Annotated in this window: 21 protein-coding genes and 2 tRNA genes; 12 read left to right on the top strand and 11 right to left on the bottom strand. The window is 41.3% G+C overall.

Features of this window, described 5'->3' with window-relative positions:
* Nucleotides 1-43 precede the first annotated feature (43 nt).
* Complete coding sequence (gene copI / locus MED222_RS18645; RefSeq protein ID WP_009845523.1) at nucleotides 44-616, top strand: copper-resistant cuproprotein CopI; 573 nt, start codon at nucleotides 44-46, stop codon at nucleotides 614-616.
* A 108-nt stretch (nucleotides 617-724) separates the two neighbouring features.
* Here the strand turns inward: copI and MED222_RS18650 are convergent, their stop codons facing one another.
* From MED222_RS18650 to MED222_RS21380, 3 genes are all read right to left on the bottom strand, one after another.
* Complete coding sequence (locus tag MED222_RS18650) at nucleotides 725-982, bottom strand: hypothetical protein (protein ID WP_004731488.1); 258 nt, start codon at nucleotides 980-982, stop codon at nucleotides 725-727.
* A gap of 317 nt (nucleotides 983-1,299) precedes the next feature.
* A tRNA-Gly gene (locus MED222_RS21385) sits at nucleotides 1,300-1,374 on the bottom strand.
* A 38-nt stretch (nucleotides 1,375-1,412) separates the two neighbouring features.
* Nucleotides 1,413-1,487 (bottom strand) — tRNA-Gly (locus MED222_RS21380).
* Nucleotides 1,488-2,011: 524 nt separating this feature from the next.
* Here MED222_RS21380 and MED222_RS18655 point away from each other — a divergent pair.
* From MED222_RS18655 to MED222_RS18665, 3 genes are all read left to right on the top strand, one after another.
* Nucleotides 2,012-3,175 carry a threonine/serine exporter family protein gene (locus tag MED222_RS18655; protein WP_009845522.1) on the top strand — a complete coding sequence of 388 codons (1,164 nt, stop codon included), beginning with the start codon at nucleotides 2,012-2,014 and terminating at the stop codon, nucleotides 3,173-3,175.
* Nucleotides 3,176-3,354: 179 nt separating this feature from the next.
* The gene (locus tag MED222_RS18660; protein WP_004731484.1) at nucleotides 3,355-3,693 is read left to right on the top strand and encodes a zinc ribbon domain-containing protein YjdM; all 339 of its coding nucleotides are present in this window, start codon (nucleotides 3,355-3,357) and stop codon (nucleotides 3,691-3,693) included.
* Between the two features lie 44 nt (nucleotides 3,694-3,737).
* Nucleotides 3,738-4,208, top strand: a complete 471-nt coding sequence (locus tag MED222_RS18665; protein WP_017101368.1) for a GNAT family N-acetyltransferase — start codon at nucleotides 3,738-3,740, stop codon at nucleotides 4,206-4,208.
* A gap of 47 nt (nucleotides 4,209-4,255) precedes the next feature.
* Here MED222_RS18665 and MED222_RS18670 read toward each other — a convergent pair whose 3' ends face one another.
* On the bottom strand, nucleotides 4,256-5,365 hold the full coding sequence (locus MED222_RS18670; RefSeq protein ID WP_032555060.1) for a helix-turn-helix domain-containing protein: 1,110 nt from the start codon (nucleotides 5,363-5,365) through the stop codon (nucleotides 4,256-4,258).
* Nucleotides 5,366-5,385: 20 nt separating this feature from the next.
* Here MED222_RS18670 and MED222_RS18675 point away from each other — a divergent pair, with 20 nt between their 5' ends.
* Nucleotides 5,386-7,392, top strand: coding sequence for a TonB-dependent siderophore receptor (locus MED222_RS18675; protein ID WP_009845519.1), 2,007 nt, complete (start codon nucleotides 5,386-5,388; stop codon nucleotides 7,390-7,392).
* Between the two features lie 172 nt (nucleotides 7,393-7,564).
* On the opposite strand, the gene MED222_RS18680 is transcribed toward MED222_RS18675, so the two are convergent.
* From MED222_RS18680 to MED222_RS18705, 6 genes are all read right to left on the bottom strand, one after another.
* The gene (locus MED222_RS18680; RefSeq protein WP_009845518.1) at nucleotides 7,565-8,509 is read right to left on the bottom strand and encodes an ADP-ribosylglycohydrolase family protein; all 945 of its coding nucleotides are present in this window, start codon (nucleotides 8,507-8,509) and stop codon (nucleotides 7,565-7,567) included.
* Nucleotides 8,510-8,701: 192 nt separating this feature from the next.
* Nucleotides 8,702-9,628 (bottom strand): amino acid ABC transporter permease, encoded by a 927-nt coding sequence (locus MED222_RS18685; RefSeq protein ID WP_032555058.1) that lies wholly within the window; start codon nucleotides 9,626-9,628, stop codon nucleotides 8,702-8,704.
* Between the two features lie 133 nt (nucleotides 9,629-9,761).
* Nucleotides 9,762-10,571: a transporter substrate-binding domain-containing protein gene (locus MED222_RS18690; RefSeq protein WP_009845516.1), complete on the bottom strand. Its 810-nt coding sequence runs from the start codon at nucleotides 10,569-10,571 to the stop codon at nucleotides 9,762-9,764.
* A 12-nt stretch (nucleotides 10,572-10,583) separates the two neighbouring features.
* A complete protein-coding gene (locus MED222_RS18695) occupies nucleotides 10,584-11,381 on the bottom strand; it encodes an amino acid ABC transporter permease (RefSeq protein ID WP_009845515.1) in 798 nt (265 codons plus the stop codon).
* A complete protein-coding gene (locus MED222_RS18700) occupies nucleotides 11,381-12,127 on the bottom strand; it encodes an amino acid ABC transporter ATP-binding protein (RefSeq protein ID WP_012600470.1) in 747 nt (248 codons plus the stop codon). Before MED222_RS18700 ends, MED222_RS18695 begins: the two co-directional genes overlap by 1 nt.
* A gap of 235 nt (nucleotides 12,128-12,362) precedes the next feature.
* Nucleotides 12,363-13,511, bottom strand: a complete 1,149-nt coding sequence (locus MED222_RS18705; protein ID WP_009845513.1) for an iron-containing alcohol dehydrogenase — start codon at nucleotides 13,509-13,511, stop codon at nucleotides 12,363-12,365.
* A gap of 193 nt (nucleotides 13,512-13,704) precedes the next feature.
* Between MED222_RS18705 and MED222_RS18710 the strand changes: the two genes are divergently transcribed.
* From MED222_RS18710 to MED222_RS18735, 7 genes are all read left to right on the top strand, one after another.
* Nucleotides 13,705-14,589 carry an AraC family transcriptional regulator gene (locus MED222_RS18710; protein ID WP_009845512.1) on the top strand — a complete coding sequence of 295 codons (885 nt, stop codon included), beginning with the start codon at nucleotides 13,705-13,707 and terminating at the stop codon, nucleotides 14,587-14,589.
* 663 nt (nucleotides 14,590-15,252) lie between these two features.
* The gene (locus MED222_RS18715; protein ID WP_009845511.1) at nucleotides 15,253-16,500 is read left to right on the top strand and encodes a RidA family protein; all 1,248 of its coding nucleotides are present in this window, start codon (nucleotides 15,253-15,255) and stop codon (nucleotides 16,498-16,500) included.
* A 243-nt stretch (nucleotides 16,501-16,743) separates the two neighbouring features.
* Nucleotides 16,744-17,100, top strand: coding sequence for a hypothetical protein (locus MED222_RS18720; RefSeq protein WP_009845510.1), 357 nt, complete (start codon nucleotides 16,744-16,746; stop codon nucleotides 17,098-17,100).
* 94 nt (nucleotides 17,101-17,194) lie between these two features.
* A complete protein-coding gene (locus tag MED222_RS22405; RefSeq protein ID WP_009845509.1) occupies nucleotides 17,195-17,347 on the top strand; it encodes a hypothetical protein in 153 nt (50 codons plus the stop codon).
* A 954-nt stretch (nucleotides 17,348-18,301) separates the two neighbouring features.
* Nucleotides 18,302-19,711: an EAL domain-containing protein gene (locus MED222_RS18725; RefSeq protein ID WP_032555056.1), complete on the top strand. Its 1,410-nt coding sequence runs from the start codon at nucleotides 18,302-18,304 to the stop codon at nucleotides 19,709-19,711.
* Between the two features lie 128 nt (nucleotides 19,712-19,839).
* Nucleotides 19,840-21,294 carry a hypothetical protein gene (locus MED222_RS18730; protein ID WP_009845507.1) on the top strand — a complete coding sequence of 485 codons (1,455 nt, stop codon included), beginning with the start codon at nucleotides 19,840-19,842 and terminating at the stop codon, nucleotides 21,292-21,294.
* A gap of 210 nt (nucleotides 21,295-21,504) precedes the next feature.
* On the top strand, nucleotides 21,505-22,023 hold the full coding sequence (locus MED222_RS18735; RefSeq protein WP_009845506.1) for a GNAT family N-acetyltransferase: 519 nt from the start codon (nucleotides 21,505-21,507) through the stop codon (nucleotides 22,021-22,023).
* 113 nt (nucleotides 22,024-22,136) lie between these two features.
* Here the strand turns inward: MED222_RS18735 and MED222_RS18740 are convergent, their stop codons facing one another.
* Nucleotides 22,137-22,583, bottom strand: a complete 447-nt coding sequence (locus tag MED222_RS18740) for a DUF417 family protein (protein WP_009845505.1) — start codon at nucleotides 22,581-22,583, stop codon at nucleotides 22,137-22,139.
* Nucleotides 22,584-22,858: the final 275 nt, after the last annotated feature.

Genomic DNA, 22,858 nt, shown 5'->3' with positions numbered 1-22,858 from the left:
TGAAACTAACAAATAAATAACTGAATTAATCTAAGGAACGATCATGAAAAAGACACTTATTGCGATTGCACTGATGTTAACTACTGCAACGGCTTTTGCTGAAATGGACCATTCGAATATGGACCACTCAAATATGGATCACTCGATGATGAAGAGTGGAGAGATGAATCATTCAAAAATGGATCTCAGCATGATGAAGGATGGAAAGATGGACCATTCGAAGATGATGAATATGGAAGGCATGTCTGAAGTGGGTATGCCTGCGACAGGCGCAAAGCCGGATAAAGTGGTTCATGTTCTGCTAAGTGACGATATGAAAATTACATTTAAGAACAAGGTTGATATTGAGCCGAACGACGTGGTGCAGTTCGTTGTGATGAACACGGGCAAGATTGATCACGAATTCTCGATTGGTTCTGCTTCAGAGCAGTTAGAGCACCGTGAAATGATGAAAAACATGGGTAATCACGCTCATGACTCGGGCAGCACAGTTACAGTTAAGCCGGGCAAAGCGAAACAGATGCTTTGGCATTTCCATGGTGATAATAACGTAGAGTTCGCGTGCAATATTCCTGGTCACGCTGAAGCGGGTATGGCGAAGTCGATAACGCTTTAGGCATTATCTAATAGAGCTAGAAATAGCTGCTGGGAAAGTACTAAAAACAGAAAGCTAAAAGATAAGTCTTAGCTCATCGCGCTAGTTGAGACTTATCTTTCTTGGCCATTACTGTAATAGGATCGATGTTTCCAGTAGGTGGTGTGCTTCGCCGCTCAGGTGCGGTAGCTCTGCCATGATCTTTTTAAACTTGTCGTCGATTGATTCTGCTTCATTCAGCGATCGAAAAGCCAGTACAGCTTGTTCAGGCTCGCTGTTCACATAACCTTTCAATGTATCTAGCTGAATTTTATTGGCATTTTCAACTTTTGCTAAAGCGACATTAATTGCTTCGATGTTAATTGTTAACTCATTGCTTTTAAACATTTTTTATTATTTATGGGTTGTTGCTAATGCGCGCACATTAACACAATGATTTTTGCAGATATTGACCAAGATTATTAAATTGGAACAATTTTGAAAATCGTTAAAAGCTAGACTGCAATATGTAATGGGAAAGGTTTAAGAAATTCGAAGCGATTTAAGGAGTTAATAGCGCTAGCTGCTTAATTAGCGTTGGTTGGTTAGACTTAACAAAATGGGTTTAAGCTATATGGATTAATGCTTATAGGTTTAACGAGCGGAGAAGTTTTTTGAATAGGGTATCGCTGGAAGAAAACACGTAACAAAACATAAGGAGGAATTGGAGCGTGCAGCGGGAATCGAACCCGCATCATCAGCTTGGAAGGCTGAGGTAATAGCCATTATACGATGCACGCACACTGTCTTAAGAGTAAGACTGAAACATCAAGAAGACTGGAGCGTACAGCGGGAATCGAACCCGCATCATCAGCTTGGAAGGCTGAGGTAATAGCCATTATACGATGTACGCACATCGTCTTAACGAGTTTGATAATGCCACATCTAACTGAAAACGAAACCTTTTTCTTTCATTTTTATTCTAAGTGCTCGCATAACCACCACTCCGCTAGTTTTTCCATCATGTTCGGCGCTTTTAGAGTGAATAAAATGTGACTAAACTCTCGTTAAACGTAGGGCGAGAAACAACAAAGAACCCTCCACTCTTTCTAAGACCCACTCAGTTGGATTTATAAACCTATTTTAGTGGTGTTTCCTCATCACAAAATTAACATAAATACAGGCAATTTGACCGTTAACATAAACTGATTTCCATTCGTATTTTGATGCCCATTAATAACAATCTGGATGCATTGTTTTAACTTGCCAGTCTGCCAAAGTATTCATCAAGTGAATCCGAAGCGGGTGGAGTTATAGACTCCTCTAAGCGTTCGAAGGAAAAAGTAACGAATTTAGTTGATAATTCATGCAAAACTCTCGTCATTACGTCTATCGTTTGGTACATTTGCCGCACATTTTGTCTCCCCTAAAATTCCCATGCCTTCTCAGTTCCGAATTAACAAAATTGTTGAAATTGGTGACACTCTTCATCGCAGTGGTTGTGCTCCTTACAAGCTAGAGAAATACACCCAATTCTATGCAAAAAAGCATGGTGTTGATGTGATGATCCAAGCAACGCCAACCGCGATTAATTATCAATTTCCAGACGATAACAACGCCGTTATTCTTAAGCGTCTAAAGCCTGCTTCGATTAACTTGAGTTTGTTGGCCAATACCATCATTCGTATTAACCAACCGAGCAGTGAGCCTGTGCCAGAGCCTGTCGGTTACTCTAAACTTGTGACGGCACTGGCCAATATGGGTATTCCGCCAGCGTATCTGATGCTAATTGGCAGTACGTTAGAAGCGGTTGGCTTTTCTGCATTACTGGGTCTGATGGTTTGGGTATGTCAGCAAGTTCTTCATTCACGTCGCGCTATTGCGGTTGAATTCATCTCGGCACTATTAACGGGTATCTTCGTGGCATTTTTGGCAAGCACAGGGTTGCCGATCCCGGTGTGGGCGTTATGTATCGCTTCGATTGTCTTGTTTGTCCCCGGGTTATCCATAGCCAACGCACTAGAATGTTTGGCGTTTAATGATCTCGTCTCTGGTACCAGTTTGTTAGGGCAGAGCGCATTAACCCTGATAAAGCTGTTTGTCGGGATTATTATGGGGCTCAACATTGGTGAAGCGATATGGGGACAAGCGGTCTCCATTGACTATACGAATGCGGTTCCGACATGGATGCACATATCTGGTTTGGTGTTGATCTCGGTGTCGATTGGTGTGATGTTCAATGCGCGTCCTAAAGACATCTTACTTGGCTTGCCAGTGGCAGTTCTGGGTATGTGGGGGCCGTTCTATCTAGGTTTTGACAGTGGTTGGGTTGTCGGTACTTGGGTTACGACGGTTCTTATTACTTTGTACGGGACTTGGATTGCCAAGAAGATGGAGCTCACGGGCTCTATTTATATCGTGCAGGGGATCATCATCTTGGTTCCGGGTAGTCGAGTATTAGTGAGTGCCAGCCAGTCGGTGTTTGAACAATCGATTTTACCTATTCCGAGTATTGGTTTGTCGGCGTTGTTCATGTTCTCTGCAATTGTGGCAGGGCAAATCACCGCTTACTCGATTTACTCACCAAAAGTCGAACGTTAATCCGTTTCGCCTCCCAAGCCCTTAAACAAACACAGCTTAGCGGCTGTGTTTGTTCGTTTTAGGTACTGCTCTTTTCTAAGTTAAATTACGCTACTGAAAATTGGTTCGATTTGTGCTCGCTAAGCCTAACAAGAGTCATTAAAATGGACGCAAATTTTATTTAAATGAAGTATTAACGTATGTCTTTACCTCCTTGTCCGCAATGCCAATCTGAATATGTCTACCCAGACCAAAACAACCTAATCTGCCCTGAGTGTGCCTATGAGTGGAACCCAGAAGAAGAGCGTTTAGAAAGAGAAGCCGCGCGTGTTAAGGACGTAAATGGCGTTGTATTGGAAAGTGGCGATAAAGTTACCTTCATTAAAGATCTAAAAATTAAAGGCAGTTCTTCTGTACTGAAAATCGGCACTAAAGCGGTAATCAGACGAATAAATGAAGGCAAAGATCATCAGTTAGATTGCAAGCTTGATGGTGGTGGTGAAATGCTCGTTACAGCGAAGTACGTTAAGAAGCAGTAGTCGAGCGTTGGCTATATAGTTCATTGATTATTGTTGGAGATATTTTGAAGTATTCGACAAGACCCGCTCAGTCATCAGATTATGAATTTCTGTTCGAGCTGAAAAAGGCGGCTGAATTTGAGCCAATCAAAGCTGTTTTTGGCTGGGATGAGCAAATTCAACGAGATATACACGCCGAAGAGTGGGCAGAAGAACGACCTGAAATCATTGAATATCAAAGCAAAGCGATTGGCAGTGTGTTGCTGCAAGACAAAGGCGACCACTTCTATTTTTGCCGATTCTTCTTGCTGCCTGAGTATCATGGAAAGGGAATTGGTAGCCAAGTACTGAAAGACTTCTTAACTAAGGCTGATTGCTTAACTAAGGCTGACAGCCTCAATAAACCCGTCGAACTATGCTATTTACAAGGTAATCGAGTTGGAGATTTGTATCTGAGGTTTGGATTTGAAATTACTTCGCAGAATGACCAGTTTGTTTATATGTGGCGGTCACCTGGCCAACATAGCAGATGTTAGATATAGCCTTTTAAAGTTATAGAACAAATAGTTTTATATCAATGTAACTAAGTCTTAATCGCTATGTCTTGTGGCGGCACACCGAAGGTTTTCTTAAAAGCATTGGTGAAATTAGAAGGGTGCTGATAACCCGCTTCATAGGCGGCCTCGGTGATTGAAACCAACCCTCGTTCTAAATGCTGGCGTGCGATCTCTAATCGTCTCAAACGGATGTAACCGTTGATTGTCATGTTGTATGACTGCTTAAAACGCCTTTGAATATTAGATACACTCATCGAAAAATGCTCAGCAAGCATTTTTAGGCTCAGCTCTTGGTCGAGATGAATTTCAATAAAGCAGATTACAGCCTCAATTCGTTCGTCATAACTTTGATGTTCAATGTTAGTTACACGTGTCGCTGGTTTTATTATTTTTGGTTTAGTTTGGTAAGCCAGACAGCAAGTTTGTGGTAGTTGATGCATCGAATTCTCAAGGATCTGTTGAGTTAAGGATTCTATATGCAACTTCTGATGGAAGTTATTGGGTGAAGAGCAAGTTGTCAAGTCTTGTGTAAGCTTCCAGATTTCTTCCGTCACTTCTAATTGGAAGTTGGCATTATGTGTATTGATGAAATTTCGGCATTTACACTCTTCGGTTACTCGAGATTCGAACCATTTTGGTTTGACTAAGATATTAATCTTATTGAGTTTATTGCTTGCTGTCATCACTCGACGGAAATTGGCGGGTTTAGTGAGGTTGACCACCACACCTTGAGGTTGATGAGTGGCATCGAGATCAAATTCGAGATCATCGTAACCAAATGACAGCTTACCTTCCAAAAGAATGGTGATCAGAACTGAAGCGTGAGCGGTAGAGATGATCTTAGTATCGACGAGCTCAATACAGCGGCCACCGTGGATAAATATTAGTTCATTATATTGATAAGAAAGAAATTTCCCCTCAGCCAGTGATGTCTGTGTAGTTTGACCTTGTGTGACAATAATCTGCTTTTCTGTTTGCTCCAACTTTTTAGTCAGAGTGACTTTGCCAATTTTAGCCCGTTTAGACGTTACTTCACTCATTTGACCGTTCCTCATAACAGCTGTGCGTTTTTGCATAAGCAAATCATCTGTGCATTTATAGGTTACAACTCTATCATGATTGATAATTATTATCATTTACATCTAGGATTGAATCTATGGAAAGCCCAGTCAGATCAACAATTAAGCTTTCAGCCCTCTATATCGCAATTGCCAGCACGTTTAGTAGCTCTGTTATGGCCGAAGAAAGTACATCGCACTTCGATGAAGTTGTGGTTTGGGGAACGAAAGTCTCAAGCAACACTGAATCGATCATTGCAGATGACATGTCACTGAAGCAAGCTGACCATATGTCAGATTTGCTGCGCGAAATCCCCGGTGTTGATGTTGGGGGAACGCACTCGATCAACCAGCGAATTACGATTCGCGGCCTAAGCGAAACTGACTTAGACATTCGATTAGATGGCGCTTCTCAGCACGCCAACATGTTCCATCATATTGGTAATTTGACTCTTAACCCTGACATATTGAAATCAGCTGATATCCAAGTAGGTAACAACTCGGTGACGCAAAATGGGTTAGGCGGTTCAGTGCTGTTTGAAACCAAAGATGCCAAAGATCTACTTCGCTACGACGAGACTTTTGGCGCTCGTGTTTATGGCGGGTATGCCACGAATGCAAGCCAGCAAGGTTCACTTACTGTGTATGGTTTGTTGTCAGATAACGTCGATGCCATGCTTTACAGTCATTACATGAGCCGTGACAACTTTGAAGATGGTGATGGCACTGAAACCTTTGGCTCAGAAGGGGATGTATACAATATTCTAGGTAAGATTGGTTTTGAGCCAAGTGACTTACACCGTTTTGAACTCTCTTATGATATGTACCGTGATAACGGTGATTACAGCCCACGCCCTGATATGTCGGGTGGTACGAACGTGGGTTTGTCTAAAAACATCCTCATTCCCACCGATTACAACCGTGACACCATCACGGCCAGCTATGAGCTGCGTGGTGAAAGTCATCAAGGTAACGTGACTCTATACAACACGGAAACTGAGATTCAGCGAGATGAAAGTGTTATGGCACCACGTTGGCCTGCTAATCGCTTATCCAAAAACACGGCTAAAAACCAAAACTTTGGTCTCAACGCAAAGTTCCAATCCGATTATCGCCTGATGTCGTTTGATAACATCGCGACTTATGGCTTTGACTATATGGACAAGTCATCGAGCAGCTATTACGGCAGCAGCAAGTTTATGGACGAGTCAGCAATCTCTACAGCCCTTTTTGTTGAAGATCAGTTCTACTTTACTCAAGCATTCTCGGTCACGGCAGGGCTTCGTTTTGATGATTACCAACGTAAAGCAGAAGTTGGTAGCGAAGATTTTGACGATGTAACTTGGTCGTTGGCCACTCAATGGGATGTTACTCAAGATTGGACGCTGTTCGCGAGTACACGTTCGTTGTTCAAAGGCCCGGAGTTGATGGAGAGCTTTATTGCTTACCAAGATGTCGCTTATTTGGCTAACGATCTGAAGGCTGAGACAGGGCAGAACACGCAAGGTGGTGTCCGTTTCGATAAGCGCTTGGATAATCACTTTATTGGTGCCAACCTGACAGTATTCCAAACTAATATTGATGACTATATTGCCGAAAAGTATCAACGTGCAAGTAAGAGTTATTTGATTTATAACCTAGGTGACGTTGAGATAAAGGGCTTCGAGGCGAGCCTATCTTATGGCTACGAGATGTTTAACAGTAAGCTGTCCTATGCGCTTTTAGAGACTAAAAATAAAGATACAGGCGGTGCAGTCGCAGGTGGCAATGGTCGAAGTATTGATATGGGTGACAGCATTACGCTGACACTCGATTATCAGTCTGAAGCGCTTGAGACTATCTTTGGTTGGAATTCGATGTTTGTTAAAGACGAAGACAACGTATTCGATGGTCAGCCGAAAAAAGAAGGCTATGACGTTCATAACCTGTTTGCTCAGTGGGTGCCATCGAATCTTGATGGATTGTCTGTCACCTTTGGTATCGATAACGTGTTTGATGAGCAATACACCTCACACGCTTCTCGTTCAGGTACGGCAAGAGGCTTTACCTTGGATGACTATGAACCAGGCCGTAACTACAAGCTTTCTGCTGCTTATCAGTTCTAGAGAAGGCTTTAGCGTTTAGGTTTGGTTAGCGCAATAAACTGGCGGTCGTAGAGATCCGGAAGGGGTATTGCTCGAAATTGAAGTTATCCGTTTAAGTCATTCTAGTGAAAAGAAAAGCGCCTCTCGAGCAAGGAGTCGAGAGGCGCTTTCGCCTTATTTGTTATTGTGGGAATCACTCAATAGGCAAAGACAGCACACCACAATTGAGTTCTACTTGGCTCAGCCATTCTGTTGGAATCGCTCCGTCTTCTTCGTAGAAACACGCCGCTAATACCGCGCCAATCACAATCGCACGCCCGCAGCTGTCACCGCCACATAAGATATTGTCTCGAATACCTTGTTTATAGCTCTGAGCACCCGCAATGATGCGAATTAGCAAGGGAAATGCGGCACTCAGTTCACAATGCAATCCAAACTTCTTCGCGGCATCTGTTATTGAAAGCTCAGGTTCAGCCAATGCTTCATCGATTTGATCATGTATAAATCTGCTGCAAGTTTGTCGCACCATTTCTACGGACTGTAATGGTGAGTTGCCTTGAATCGCTGCTTGAATCAACAGGGTGATGGCTTGCGCCCATTCCACGGCTTTGTCGTTGTTGTTGGTCACTCGTACCGCGCTCTCTACCATCGCTGGTAAGGTGTGAGAGGTATAAGTACAGGCTACTAATGGAATGATCTTTGAAACTGCGGGGAGCTGCGTATCGTCTGCGCCACAGGCAGTAATCGGGGCGCCCTCTAGTTCTAATTGATGGATGTTCAGCAAGCTCATGCGCGTCGCTTTATCAATGTAGCCTTGCCAACTACCACCGAAATCAAACCATTTGCGGAAATGTTGAATATAGCTCGCTTCATCGTATTTTTGGTTGTCGACTAAACTATCGACCATCGCCAATAACTGAGCACCGTATTGCGAGTGCTCACCGGACGTTTTTCCTTGGTGCGCAAAGTAGCCTTTGTCTTGATAATCGAACTGATTCGGTGAGCGAAATTCTGGCTCGAAACCAGCCACGTGTAAGATCCTCTCTTGGTCATACAGCCAGTGCAACCCCATGGAAGCGGCGTCTCCAACCAATGCGCCGACAACGGCGTAAAAAGCTCTTTCTTTATGATTGTCCATGCTGAGTGATGTCCTTGAGAAGAATCAACGTAGTTCGATACTTCAAGTATAGTGATTAGACGAGTATTTCGCTGTGTTTCTAAGAAGAAATATGAAGGGATAAATCCCGATTGGTCAATAGCTTAAAACAATCAGGTGAACTTGATAAGGGAAAGGAATGGTCGGGCGAGTCGGTACTATTAATTAATGACGTTACTGATGGTTAAGGTAAACACTAGAACGTTGTTCAATCACTTTGAACAGACGCGAAAGCGCAAAGCATAAAGCAAAATATACGAAGCCTACAATCAGCCAGATCTCGAAGATCAACCCCGATGAGTTTGCCATCTCAGTACCAACAAACGTCATCTCTTGGATCGAAATCAGAGACACAATCGACGTGTCTTTAATCAAGGAGATTGCTTGGCCTGCCAATGGTGGGGTGATGGCCGTTAATACTTGTGGGCCAACCACAAATCGATACTTAGACAATGCAGACAAGCCAAGCGAATCGGCCGCTTCCCATTGGCCTTTAGGAATACCTTCTAAACCCGCTCGAATCACTTCCGCAATGTAAGCCGAAGAGAGCAAACCAATACAGATAACACCAGACGCTAAGTTTTCCCAAAGGTTAGCAGGACCAAACAGAAAGGCTTGAACAGCGTTAATCTCGCCATTGTGTTCACGTAAGATACTTTCTAAACCAAGTAATGGAATCAGTTGGTTAGAAACGAAGAAATAGAATATGAAGATAAACACCAGTGGCGGAATATTTCGAACCAACTGGATAAAAATCAGTGCCGGTGTTTTGAAGAAAGCGATCTTTGAGTGTCTTGCTACACCTAACAATGTGCCAAAAGAGAGTGCTAACACCATACTCCAGACACTCAAGCGCAGTGTAGCGATCAAGCCTTGGAAGAAGTAGGGAATACTGCCTTGAGAAGGTGGAATGAAAATTAGGGTAAACGCATCTTCCCAGCGCCACTGGTAGTTGATACCAACAGCAGAACGATAATAAAGCCAGCCTGCAAACACACAAATGACAGCGAGTAACACGCCATCCAAAAGGTTAAGGCGTTGATACCAAGGCTTCATATAAACGTTGGGCTTAGGTGTTGTTAATGCGCTAGTACTACTCACGTCATTCCTGTTTAAACAATAATAATTAGTAGGCTGTTTTGTTGAGTTTTAGATCATCATTAAAGCGAATCAAGTTGCCGAATCGAGGCAGTGCAGACAACGCACTGCCTCGATTCACTAGCAAAAGTTCAGATTACTGACCTTGAGCAATCCGGTCCTGCCAATCTAGAGTAGAGAACCAGTACTCGTAACGCTCTTTCAACCAACCGTCTTCAGTACGTGCTTTGATCCATTCGTTGAAGAATTCTGCCTTGTCAGTTTCACCTAGGCGAACTGCAAATGCTTCGTTACCTTTTGATAGACGCTCTTCAAATGGAATAAATAGCGTGTCTGCATTTTTGATCGTTTCGTGTTCTGGTTTCGGGCTAGACGCGATAACCGCGTGCGCGTTGCCGTTTAACACTTCTTGGAATGCTTGAGCATCGTCATCGAACTGTAGAACTTTCGCTTTAGGGAAGGTTTCACGAGCGACTTGAACCGTGAATGCTCCACGACGTGCTGCAATTTTTACGCGGCGAGAATCAAAATCAGAGATCTGAGTAAAACCTTCCGCTAGCTCTTTGTTAGCCGCCAGTTGAACGCCAGAGTGCGAGTAAGGTTCAGTGAACAATACGCTTTTAGCTCGCGCTTCAGTGATAGACATACCGCCGATGATTACATCAAATTTTTTCGATAATAGAGAAGGGATAATACCGTCCCATGCCGTAGGTACAAATTCGACTTTCCAACCAGAATCTTCGGCAAGGCGTTTCGCCACGTCGATTTCAAAGCCAACGAGATCGCCTTGTTTGTTACGCATCGCCCAAGGAACAAATGTCGACATCCCAACGCGCAGTGAGCCACGTTCGTTGATTTTATCGAGGTTAGGCGTTTCAGAAGCAAGTGCAGGCAAACTTACGGCAAGCGCAAGTAGGGCTGTAATCGCGGTTTTAAATAGCTTCATGCTGATAAATCCTTATTGTGTTCGCCAGTTAGCCCCGAGCTTATGCTCAAGCCAAGCAGCAACGGCAGAAAGTGAAAGTGTAAGAGCAAGATAAATGATCGCCACAGAGAACCAAATCTCGAATGGCATCGCGGTTTCAGAAACAATGTTTCTGGCTTCAGTCGTCAGGTCAAAAATAGCCATGACACTCACAATTGAAGAGTTTTTAATAAGAGAGATCACTTCATTAGTCAAAGGTGGCAAGGTACGTTGCACCACCTGAGGAAGAATCACATCCCAGTAAGTATAGGTCTTTGATAAGCCCAAGGATTGAGCTGCTTCAAATTGCCCTCTCGCAATACCATTTAAACCGGCACGAAATATCTCGGCGGTGTAAGCGCCTTGGAAAAGTGCCAAGGCTAAAACGGCAGTGCTAAAGCGATCCAGCCCTAACACGGGGCCAAATACAAAATAGAGCAAATAAATTTGTACCAATAACGGCGTGTTACGAATTAACTCAACATAGCTGGTGGCTAAGGTGCGTCCAACCACAGAATTTGAGTTTCTCAATAGTGCTGTCGTTAAACCAATGATCAGCGTAGCAACCAAAGAAATCAAAGAGATATTGATGGTAACCAGTAGCCCTTCAACTAATTCTGCAGGCCACCATTCACCATCTTCATAGAAAGCAATATAGTCCGGCACACGCTCCCATTGCCAGCTGTATCCCATGGTTTGTGCACCAGAGTCGAGAATCCAAACAACAGCAGCCACCAGTACAACAATCTGTACCAAAGCAGATAGGGCGGGTTTAATAATTCGAATCAACATCAATAAGTCAGGATCTGATTTAGGAACGCTTGAGTACGTTCATGTTGAGGGTTTTCAAAGAGCGCTTGTGGCGTATTCGATTCCACAATTTGTCCTTCATCCATGAAGATAACGCGGTCGGCCACTTGTTTCGCAAAGCCCATTTCGTGGGTCACACACACCATGGTGATACCTTCGCTCGCCAGTTCAACCATCACGTCGAGCACTTCGTTGATCATCTCCGGATCAAGCGCTGAAGTCGGTTCATCAAAAAGCAGTAATTCAGGCTTCATGCACAGCGAACGGGCGATAGCTACACGTTGTTGCTGACCGCCAGAAAGTTGTACTGGGTATTTGTTGGCTTGTTCAGCGATGTGTACGCGCTCGAGATAGTGCATTGCAAGCTTCTCGGCTTCTCGTTTGCTTTTTTTCAGCGTACGTATTGGAGACAGAGTCAGGTTTTCAAGCACGGTAAGATGGGGGAATAAATGAAAATGCTGAAACACCATTCCGACTTGGCCAGGTGTGTTGAATTTACTCGGAAGTACTTGTTCTAACACGCAAAGCTCGCCACTTTCGAAAGGTTCTAGCTGATTGATACAACGGATTAAAGTTGATTTACCCGAACCTGATGGCCCGCAAATCACCAGTATCTCTCCTTGTTCAATCTTTAAATCGATATCCTTTAGGGCATGAAAATCACCATACCACTTGTTAAGTGACTTAAACTTAACCATTTCCTTGAGATTGTTCAAATCGTTGTTCATACCTAATAAAGAGACAGGTTTACCTTAACAATATAGAAATATGATTGCACATTAAATTAAGGACTTATGAGAATTTAATAGCATCTTGTAGGGCTAATTAAAAAGCAGCGCCTGATTTGGACGCTGCTTGAGGATATACGCAAAGGCAAAGAATTTGGTTCAGTTTCACGGAATAAATTTTTAGATTATGGTGATTTTCTTTAGAACCTTGTTTTCCTTGCTCTAATTTTGACTGTTATTGAATTGCAGACTCTAGAATCTCGCGTGTTTTCTGAGGCGTGATTGCTTTGTTCTCGCCAAGCTCTAGGTAACCGTGTGATTCAAGTTGAGCAACAACGTTGTCGATTGCTGCCGCTTTCGTTGCTTCGTAACCGTCGAACATAGTTGCAACGTCTAGGCTGTGGTAGAAGGCTTCGATTGCAGCAATAGTGCGCTCGGCTAAATCAGCACCCGCTTCTAGGCCAAATACGTTGCGACCCATTTGCTCTAGCTTGCCACGCTTCGCTTCGATTTGATTACGAAGTAGTGAAGGTTGAACAATCGCAAGAGAACGTGCGTGGTCTACGTGCCATAGTGCTGTGAATTCGTGGCCAATCATGTGTGTTGCCCAATCTTGAGGAACGCCAGTACCAATCAGGCCGTTAAGCGCTTGGTTTGCAGTCCACATTAGGTTTGCACGCCATGCGTCGTTGTCACGCTCGTCGTATTGCTTACCCAGTACAAGTAGGTTCTTAAGCAGTGTTTCTGCGTAACCGTCTTGAACCATCGCGTCTGTTGGCATTGTGATGTATTGCTCACATACGTGAACCCACGCATCAACTAGACCGTTGATCAGTTGGCGCTCTGGCAGAGACTTCATTACGTCTGGGTCCATAACCGCGAACTTAGGTTGTACTGCAGGGTTCATGAACGCCAGTTTCTCTTGAGTCTCTTTACGAGTGATTACAGCACCCATGTTAGATTCAGAACCTGTCGCAGGGAGTGTCAGTACAGCACCAATAGGGGTTGCTTCAGTAACTTGGTGTTTGCCCGCTAGGATATCCCAACCGTCGCCGTCGTATTTAGCTGCCGCAGCAACGTACTTAGAACCGTCGATTACTGAACCACCGCCAACAGCGATAATGAACTCTACGTTTTCTTCTTTAACAAGAGCGACGGCTTTATCTAGCGTCTCTTTGGTTGGGTTAGCTTCAACACCAGCGAACTCAATCCAAGCGTGATCCTTTAGAGAAGCGACAACTTGGTCGTAAACACCGTTGCTTTTGATTGAACCGCCACCGTAGATGACTAGTACTTTCTTCGAAGTATCAACCGCTTGGTTGATAGCGTTGATTTGGCCTTGGCCGAAGTGGATAACTGTAGGGTTAACATAAGTGAATTGCATTAGAGATTCCTTGTGTAAAGCTCAATTTGTTATTTTATTTGATTGCTCAATTTCTATATTTGCATATTAGTACAGTAATCTAGGGTGATGAAGAGCTGATTCTCCAAATAAATTGCCTATTTCTACAAAGTTGATATTCTTTCTCTGCTTTAGCTTACTTACTCTTAGCACTTGGAATGGAAAGTCGCCACTTATGAAAACACTCGCGCAGTTGTTACAGTCTTATGTAGAACACAAAGGTTGGGATGATCTCGAAGGGATCAGAGAAACTGAAATTGGCGGTGTGTGGTTGTATAGAAGCAGTGGCGGGAATCAACGTCAGCCATTCACTTACCAGTCGGGTATTATCATGCTCGGGCAGGGCAAAAAGAACATCTATATTGGCGATAGACCCGTTACTTACGCTGCTGGTGATTATCTTGTGGTAGGCGTGCCAATGCCATTGGAGTGTGAAGCCTTACCTGTAAATGGCGAACCATTGCTTGGTTTGTCGATAAGCATCGATTCTCAGCGCTTGCACAGCTTAGTCAAAAAGCTGGAAGACCAAGGCTTTCTAGAGAGCTACTGCAACAAGCACAAGCAGAATTCGAGCGGCTTAGAATCGACGCCAATGGAAGAGCAAATGCTGGAGAGCTTTACTCGATTGGTCAAAACTCTACATTGTGACATTGAAGCCAATATATTGGGCGATGCCATGGTCAGCGAAATTGTCTACCGCGCCCTAACCGGTTCAGAAGGGCGTGTGTTGTTTGATTTAGCTCATCATGACGGCCATTACGCACGTGTCGCTAAAGCGCTGTCTAAAGTGCATGAAGAGTACGACCAAACCATCACTGTTCAATCGCTTGCCGACGAAGCCAACATGAGCGTGTCTGCCTTCCACAATGCATTCCGTAATGTCACCTTTGAATCTCCTCTTCAATATTTGAAGAAGGTAAGACTCAACAAAGCCAAAGAACTGATTCAACTAGAAGGCTTACGAATCAGCGATGCTGCTCGCCGAGTCGGCTACTCGAGCCCATCCCAATTCAGTCGCGAATTTAAGCGCCACTTCAATACCACTCCAAGAGCGGTTTAGCTCTTCTTTCAACGAAACTATCTGTTGAGAGCTATGGTGTTGAGAGCTATGGTGCCAAAAGCTATGGTGTCGATTGCTCTTCGTTGATGCCATCGTGATTCCTGAAAGCCCATGTCTTGGCTGAACACCATACTTCTCATGTCATCCCCCTGAGTCTCATATTTGTTGAATTATATGAGTAAATGTATCTAATCATAGGCATTGTCAGATTGTAGGTATTTGATTCTCGAATATATTATTAACGTACTTATATAAAATAAGCTCTCGAAAATAATTAATTAAATAGCCTAAGAGTTTATGCACGGGTATAAGGGATAAAGTTACTAACCTAGCTAGTAACGGAGTTTTAGTGTGAACAACCTATCAAATATCATCTAAATTTTGGTAATTATCCTTTCAATTACCTGAGAGAGTATTCAGGATTATTGAATAGACTTAAAATTAAAGAGAATTTAGCAGTTGATAAAGCCTAATGTGACGGATAATTAGTCGCTTGATGACTAATTATCCTGTAACTTGCTGATTTATAGTCAACTGAGAGTCTGATGTATATCACGTTTACCCTAAAATAATTCACTTAACATGGCGCTACTTTAATCATTCTTTCCAATACGATTGTTAAATATAAATACGTATTCCTATATTATTAAAAGGATAATTCCGATGAGTAGCGATATCATTAAAATTTCAAGAAATACTGAAAATGCACCAATTAATTCTGTATCTACACAAACGGTCGCTTTTTCTCATTATAATAACTTTTCTGCTCAACTGCCTGTTGACCCTAAAACAGGTGAAATAGTTATTGGAGATATTAAAGACCAAGCAGCACAATGCTTGAGTAATATTAAATCTATTGTTGAAAGCATTGACCATGTTATGGATGATGTCGTAAAGATCAATATTTTCGTTAAGAATATTTCTGATATCGATGCTATTGATGAGGTTTACGCAAGCTTCTTCAACAACAGCCTGCCGACACGTACAGTCGTGGGTGTAGCTGCGCTACCGAACAGTGACGCTTTAGTTCAAATGGATGCTCTTATTTCGAACGGCGAAGGTACTAAACCACAAGCACCTTGCGCACTAGTTAAGGTCTCAAGAAATACAGATAATGCGCCTCAAAGTGCTGTATCGACGCAGACAGCGGCTTTTTCTCACTACAACAACCTTTCAGCTCAATTGCCTATCGATGTAAATACAGGTGAGTTGGTTTCAGGTGGTATCACAGAGCAAACGACACAATGTTTAGCAAACATTAAAACGATTCTAGAGAGTATCGGTCATGTCATGAATGATGTGGTTAAAACCACTATCTACCTTAAAAATGTTGAAGATGCAGAAAAGGTAAATGAAGTTTGCGCTAAGTTCTTCCCAAGTTATGTACCAGCGCGAACGGTTGTTAATGCTGCTGAACTACCAATGGGCGCTTTAATTCAAATTGATACATCCGTTTCACATGGCGACGGTACACCGCCGCAATTACCAGAAGACACTCGCTTGTTGGTTATTGAAGCTAATAATACTGTCGATGCCCCTTTCATGGCTTATTCGCACACCGTTGCTTTCTCTCACTACAATCATATTTCAGGCCAATTACCTTTAGACCCGAAAACAAATGAAATGGTTGCTGGTGGTGTAAAAGAGCAAGCGGAACAATGTTTACAAAATATTAAGGCGATCATTGAAAGTGTTGATCATAGTATGGACGATACTGTGAAAATTAATATTCAGCTTAAAAATGTTTCAGACATTGATACAGTGAACGAGGTCTACACAACATTCTTTAATGCTGAATTACCGGCAAGAACGGTGGTTGGGGTTTCAGAGATTCCTATGAATGCTCTAATTCAAATTGATGCAGTCGTTTCCAACTGCGAAGGTACACCACCACAAGATGTTATTGCTTAAACATAGTTGTAACCTTTCCTAATAACAGCGATCAGATCTCGGCTTTAGCTCTTAAACATTGAGTCGAAACATAAGCCGGCGGTCTGATCTGCTAACTCACCACAGATACTGCCAATCCCAAGCCTCGCTACATAACTTATTCGAAGCGATACAATTAAGCTTACACTCGACATATGGTGCTTATTGAGTCGAAGTGTCTTAATATGAAAAACAGATGCTTAACGTAAGAAAGAAAACCAGTTTATGCAATTTCGGGCCATTTTACTGCTATACCTTACCCTAGTAGGGTGTTCGTCCAATCAAGAGTTGGTACTCGACCCAACAACTATCACGCTTTTTTATGGTGAGACGTCGATCTCGGCGGGTGTGTTAGAAGATAAAACATTTAATTCGGTTCTAGCCGATAGAAGAGAGAGTGTTACTTTCTCGGGCTCACTATCAAAGCAAAACTCAGGTTACTTAGTTGATATGTTAGTGATCAGAGAAAATAGAGCACCACGTTCAAAGCGCCAATTAAACACCTTACTTCTTATGAAGCCGGGAGAGTTAGTGGATGTTGGCGGTGTGAACAATGATGTGTTCAGAGTCATTTTAGAGTAACAATCCCGAAGTAATCAATTAATGCAAAATTTTTATTTACCTCAACCTAACTTCAAGTCTTAAGCTTCTCTTACCCAATAAGAAGGAGCTTACTATGCAAAATAACTACGTAAAAGAACTCGCCGTTAAAACTTACCAAGAAGACCTTAAGAAAGAGTACGTTAAATCTAAAGCTAGGCCATTCCACGGCCCGAGTTTTATCGGCGGTGTACTGTTGTCAGTCGTGTTGGTTGGGTTGTTTTATTGACTTGAAAGCGTACAGGCCATTGAGATAACTTATTACAGGATACTGATAGCCGAATTGTTGTGAAAGCTAAAATAATCAGAGGTACCGAGATAAACATAGTAACCTTAATTGCGTTATCTTCTACCGATGATTTGGCAAACTCACAGTAATACTGGCCAAATATATCCAGCGACTACCCATTCGACAGTAACTTAGTGTAATTACACTAAACCATTCATTGCAGATTGCCTTGACCAGCCTTTATGTAGCTTTACTACCTCAGTGCTGATTCGTACTGGATGATTCTGCTAATACCTACAACAACGTTAGCTGTTGACGACTTTACGTCGCTACGAACTATGACTCTTCGTTAGTTTCCCCATCATCAATTATTGTTCAGTTAATTATACAGAACGACTCCCTCTTTTATTTAGTTTTATCCATCAAAATGTCCTGTTCTCCTTTCAATTGAGATTTCCCATCTATTCAGATAGTTGAGGTTAGGATTAGGTGTTTGCGTTAGGACTTAACTTACCCTCTAGCGTGCATTTGATTAAATTTATGGTTTGTTTCACTTCCAAACAGATTGGTTTCATCAAGGGTATGTAGTGATGTAACCCAGATAAAGTTGCTGATTTCAATTCCTCCCCATTAAATATCGCGATCACTGTCAGTTTTTTATAGCGTAAATAAATACTAAAAAAAGCGATGCAATCATTACCCCCCTGAAATGGCACTGTGGCGTAATTTGGTGGCTATTATGTGATGAAGTTGTCGGGATATTACGGGATGTACAATATGCGGTTAGTGGTGTTTTCGTGCATGATATTTATAAATTTGCACAATTACACTCAATTCAAGTAGATGACTATTAAGTGGTCAGATTTGTTTTTATTTGTGTGAGTCTCATAAGTAAGAATACAATCATTCTGTTGCATCGCAAAATGCGATGCATATCACTTTATTCGGGGTGCCGTGTTGTCTACTGTTAATTTACTTTGTCTGTTTTTTATTACATTACTAATAATATGCACATCATTTCATCTGAAGTCGTCGGAAGGTAAAAAAAAGCTATCTTTTGTTCAGCAAAGACTTGAACGAGAACAAAATAAACAAAGGCTCAAACGTTTTTTCTGTGAAGAAACAGATTTACCTAACATCAACTATATTCAAGAAAAATTATTAAGAACAAACAGAAGTACCTACAAGATCATGCATGTAATCTGTGTTGGGAGATCTGCAGATTTCTATAAGTTTTTCGATTCAAAAACTAGTCGAATAGTTAAAACAGAATTACATCACTACCTAAGTGAGACACTTTCACCAAGGGTTATCGGTTTGTTTGAAGACAAATACATTGTTCTTGTATTTGAAAGCGATACTCCCTGGGAAGAAAAAAAAATCCTTGAGCAGCAACAAAAAATTCAATTCTCTTTGCCTCATGAAAAGAAAGTAGGCGATAAAACCCTAACTTTTGATTATTCTCTTGCTAGCATGATCCTATCTAATTTTGATAAACCCCAAGATAAAAATCAGTTGTTTAGAAGAATGGCTTACAGTGTTAAAAAGTCACTTCAATCTATTGATGGTGTCTACATATATAACATTAATGACTATGAAAAAAACGTTAGAACCCGTTCGGTAATCCAAGCTTTACATCACGATATAAAAAAGGGAGGGACTCAGTTCGAGCTTTTTTATCAACCCGTCGTTTATAGTATGAATACTTCTAAAGAGTACCTTTGGGAAATATTGCTTAGGTGGAAACGCACAGAGTTCGGAGGTCCTGGTGTATTTATGCCATTATTGGCAACGGAGCCGCACCTACATTACTCATTAACCATTATAATTTTTAAAAAAATAATTGAATACGCAAAAAACACTCAAGATACACTTCCTAATATCAGTGTTAACATTAGTCATGCAGATTTAAGTATCGTTGACTTTTATGATGATGTAATGGAATTAACCAAATTAGTTCCAGAGTTAAGAAGTAAGATAATATTTGAAACAGTTGAATATAGTGAGGGTCTTTTACATAGTTATGCTAAAGAAAATATAATTGCTCTTAAAGGGGCAGGTTTTCGATTTGCTATTGATGATTTTGGATGTGGTTACTCCAATTTTAACCTTTTATCAGAAAAATATTTTGATTTTATTAAGCTAGATAAGTCGTTACTACAAAAATGTCAGGAAGATATTGTGGCCAATGAGACACTTAAGTTTATGGTTAAGCTATCTGAGCGTATTGATGTAACCTTGATTGTCGAAGGCGTTGAAAATCCTCAACATCTACGACTACTTCCAAAAAAATCTAACATCTTATTCCAAGGCTTTCACTTTTCCAAACCAAGAAGGTTAATTAGCAATGTGAAAACAGGTTGATATATGTATGGGCAATAATATGTGAAGGGCTGTAAATGACATTAAACAAAATCGAATTCGTTAACTAATTTAAGAGTATTACTATTTTAATATTTTTAAATCTCAACAAATAATAGAGATCCATTTAAATGAAAATGATGATACCAATTTTGTGCGTTCTGGCTTTATCAGCTTGTGGTGGTGGCGGTGATGGTGGGAGTAATCCGACAATTCACAAAAAAGCTACTGGAAAAGTAATCGATGGTTATATTGTAGGCGCTACCGTTTTTCTAGATATAAATAATGATGGTAAGTATAACGCAAACACTGAACCTAGAGCTTTAACTACAAAAGGTGGTAGTTATGAGCTTGACCTAAATGAAACCCAAGATAAATGCCTTGGTTATGCTCCAACGATAGTAGATGTTCCTGTTGGCGCTATTGATGAAGATTTGGGGCCTGTAAAAAATGCTTATCGTATGGTCTTACCCCCTGAATTTAAAGAACAGGTCGATTTCAAAAACCGTTTTATCACCCCTTTAACTTCATCTTTATGGGCGACAGTAGAAACCAGTAATGGTAAAAGTAACTATACGTGTCAGGATCTAATGAGCGATATAGAAAAACAAACTAAACAGGCTCAAGCGTTAGAGCATGCTCTTACAGAAACAATTCGCACATATAATATTTCTGAGGCTAAAATTTATGGTGACTTTATTGCATCCGAAGATAGTGACCTTGCCTTAAAGGCCCAAAATATCGTAACAGGTCTAAAGAAATCGTTCACAGATACAAAAGATTTACAACAAACCAACCCCAATAGCTATGTGCAAGTTCATTACTACTTCAAAGATGAAAACGGCGCTAGGAATTGGTATAAAAAGGTTTATATTTCTTCTCTAGGTACTAATCAATCAGCAAAGCAAACAACCACAAAAATGAGCGATGATTTGTTAACAGAGGTGGAAGTGTTGTCTGAGTCCACATCGGTTAACCTTTCAACTCAGTGGGGTGTTTACAACAATACTTTTGATATTGCTAGTATTAACAACTTTAATAGCAGCATCCGTCCGGGGTGTACATTCACAGAGAAAATCATTATTAAAGATGATAAATTTGATAATGTACTATCTAACATTGCCTACGATGGTAATATACATAACTTAGTAAATTGTCAATCTCTGGATCTAACAAATAAAATAGTCTCTAGAACTACTTCAACTTGGAAATATAACAAGAGCATCAAAGAACAATTAAATCGTACTTATGTCGACTGGAATGAGCATACTTTTGGAAAAGGCGATGACTTTGGATTATCGACAGTCGTTAATGTTAAAAGTCATTTAAATAGTTTAGATACTGAAAATATCAAAACAAACATTATGGGTAGATATAAAGATTACTCTAGTAATGAATTAGGTGACGCATCTAAGGTCATACGGTCAAAGATAGTTAATGATCAGAGTAAAGAAATCACCTATTGGAAAACACTCTTTCGTGCATCTCCGACGACATATTCACGAAGAATAACATCGTCAGATCAAACTTCTGTATACGAAAAAAGTACTGACGGAACTAATTGGGTAGTATCGAGTAAACCGTAGTCGTTAAGTATGTATATAATTGATGGGGTGGGTTGCTTAAATGTCACGCCCCATTCACTTCTATTAAAAAATATCTTCCTATGCCCACTAGAACCTCACTTTCAGCTGCTAACTCTGAAATAAGTAGTGACGTACCGTTTACTCAGAGATTTGGGTACTCGAATTTCAATCGTAGGCAAGGCTTTCGAAATAACCATTGGGAGTACTCGTATGGATGTATTTTTGCATTTACTTCAAACAAGTGATGCTAGGGCGCTCTTGGAATTTGAAGTAGACAATAGAGATTGGTTCGAGATGTCTGTACCACCACGGGAAGAAAGTTTTTATTCACTTTCAGGTGTAGAGAAGCAGATTGCTAGTTTTTTAGCGGAATATGAAAGTGATGAGATGATTCCTATGTTGATAAAAGATGAACAAGGGATTATCTGCGGTAGGATTAATGTACGTGACATCGACGAACACGGAGAACGAGGAGAGCTAGGCTATCGAGTGGGTCACTCCTTTAGTTCTAAAGGCATTGCGTCTAACGCGGTGAGGAAGTTACTTATCTATTTGGCGGAGCACTCTTCCCTTAAATATGTGGATGCCTATGCGTTAGGGGGTAATGTTGGTTCCAACAAGATTTTATCCAAGGCCGGTTTTGGCTTAGTTGAGCGTGTAGAGAATTACGCGTTATTCAAAGGGCAAAATCAAGACGCTAATTATTATCGTAAGGTATTAGCTGAGTAGGTGAGTATCAGTGCCTTATTCATTAGAAGCTGGCAGCGTCCTTCTAGCCAGCTTATGGTTTTATGTTACTTAAAATAGATCTTTAGGTTTACGGCCACTTATTAGATTTACATTTACTTCTGAGGCTTGTTACGTTCGATTACGCTAATAGCGATAGCCAAAAACAGAATATCTTTCACTAGGAAGAAGTTAGTGACTAAGATGCCATCCGATACTTTCCAAACGTTTGGCGTGGTGACTAGAAAGCTCAGTGTCACAACAAAGATAGCCGCTGCTGCAATACCTGAATAGAAAGCAATTGTCGGTTTCTTAAATCCAACGAGCAGTCCAATCGCAACAACGATTTCCGCGCCACCCACCATGTTAGAGACAGCTTGTACTGAGAACAGTTTGTAAAGCCAGTTCATTGCTGGGTGGTTTGCAATTAAAGGCTCAATTAGCATCGCTTCAGTTGGCGTAAACTTGTAAATACCAATCCAAGCTAACACTAATGCTACACCAATCACGCCTAGGCTGTATCCGACGTTACTCTGTTTTAAATCATAGGTTTGAACATGCATAAAAGTACTCCATTTAATAAAATCTCTGAATATGACCGCAAGAGTTCAGATTAAATTTCGCGTTGAGAGTAATACTTAATATATTTATCTAGAAACTCAATAGATGGTGATTTATTGTTTTGATATTAATGCGTAGGCTAGTGATGTTGAACACCAAAGTCATAGGTTGGCGATAGTGCTGTTTAGCCGGTACTACGAGCTTTCTAATTTTTGTTTTCAATGTTAGGAATTTGGATTAGATTACGCTGATGTGCACCCTAATTATAAGAAGAGTA

The sequence above is a fragment of the Vibrio sp. MED222 genome (assembly GCF_000153005.1).
Classification (GTDB): domain Bacteria; phylum Pseudomonadota; class Gammaproteobacteria; order Enterobacterales; family Vibrionaceae; genus Vibrio; species Vibrio tasmaniensis_A.
The sequence above is the reverse complement of the archived record's forward strand: the minus strand, read 5'-3'. Positions and strand labels throughout refer to the sequence as shown.

Coding starts and splice junctions, on each gene's coding strand:
- copI (WP_009845523.1), top strand. CDS start 44: ATGAAAAAGACACTTATTGCGATTGCACTGATGTTAACTACTGCAACG.
- MED222_RS18650 (WP_004731488.1), bottom strand. CDS start 982: ATGTTTAAAAGCAATGAGTTAACAATTAACATCGAAGCAATTAATGTC.
- MED222_RS18655 (WP_009845522.1), top strand. CDS start 2,012: ATGCCTTCTCAGTTCCGAATTAACAAAATTGTTGAAATTGGTGACACT.
- MED222_RS18660 (WP_004731484.1), top strand. CDS start 3,355: ATGTCTTTACCTCCTTGTCCGCAATGCCAATCTGAATATGTCTACCCA.
- MED222_RS18670 (WP_032555060.1), bottom strand. CDS start 5,365: ATGATAATAATTATCAATCATGATAGAGTTGTAACCTATAAATGCACA.
- MED222_RS18675 (WP_009845519.1), top strand. CDS start 5,386: ATGGAAAGCCCAGTCAGATCAACAATTAAGCTTTCAGCCCTCTATATC.
- MED222_RS18680 (WP_009845518.1), bottom strand. CDS start 8,509: ATGGACAATCATAAAGAAAGAGCTTTTTACGCCGTTGTCGGCGCATTG.
- MED222_RS18690 (WP_009845516.1), bottom strand. CDS start 10,571: ATGAAGCTATTTAAAACCGCGATTACAGCCCTACTTGCGCTTGCCGTA.
- MED222_RS18695 (WP_009845515.1), bottom strand. CDS start 11,381: ATGTTGATTCGAATTATTAAACCCGCCCTATCTGCTTTGGTACAGATT.
- MED222_RS18700 (WP_012600470.1), bottom strand. CDS start 12,127: ATGAACAACGATTTGAACAATCTCAAGGAAATGGTTAAGTTTAAGTCA.
- MED222_RS18705 (WP_009845513.1), bottom strand. CDS start 13,511: ATGCAATTCACTTATGTTAACCCTACAGTTATCCACTTCGGCCAAGGC.
- MED222_RS18710 (WP_009845512.1), top strand. CDS start 13,705: ATGAAAACACTCGCGCAGTTGTTACAGTCTTATGTAGAACACAAAGGT.
- MED222_RS18715 (WP_009845511.1), top strand. CDS start 15,253: ATGAGTAGCGATATCATTAAAATTTCAAGAAATACTGAAAATGCACCA.
- MED222_RS18720 (WP_009845510.1), top strand. CDS start 16,744: ATGCAATTTCGGGCCATTTTACTGCTATACCTTACCCTAGTAGGGTGT.
- MED222_RS22405 (WP_009845509.1), top strand. CDS start 17,195: ATGCAAAATAACTACGTAAAAGAACTCGCCGTTAAAACTTACCAAGAA.
- MED222_RS18730 (WP_009845507.1), top strand. CDS start 19,840: ATGAAAATGATGATACCAATTTTGTGCGTTCTGGCTTTATCAGCTTGT.
- MED222_RS18735 (WP_009845506.1), top strand. CDS start 21,505: ATGGATGTATTTTTGCATTTACTTCAAACAAGTGATGCTAGGGCGCTC.
- MED222_RS18740 (WP_009845505.1), bottom strand. CDS start 22,583: ATGCATGTTCAAACCTATGATTTAAAACAGAGTAACGTCGGATACAGC.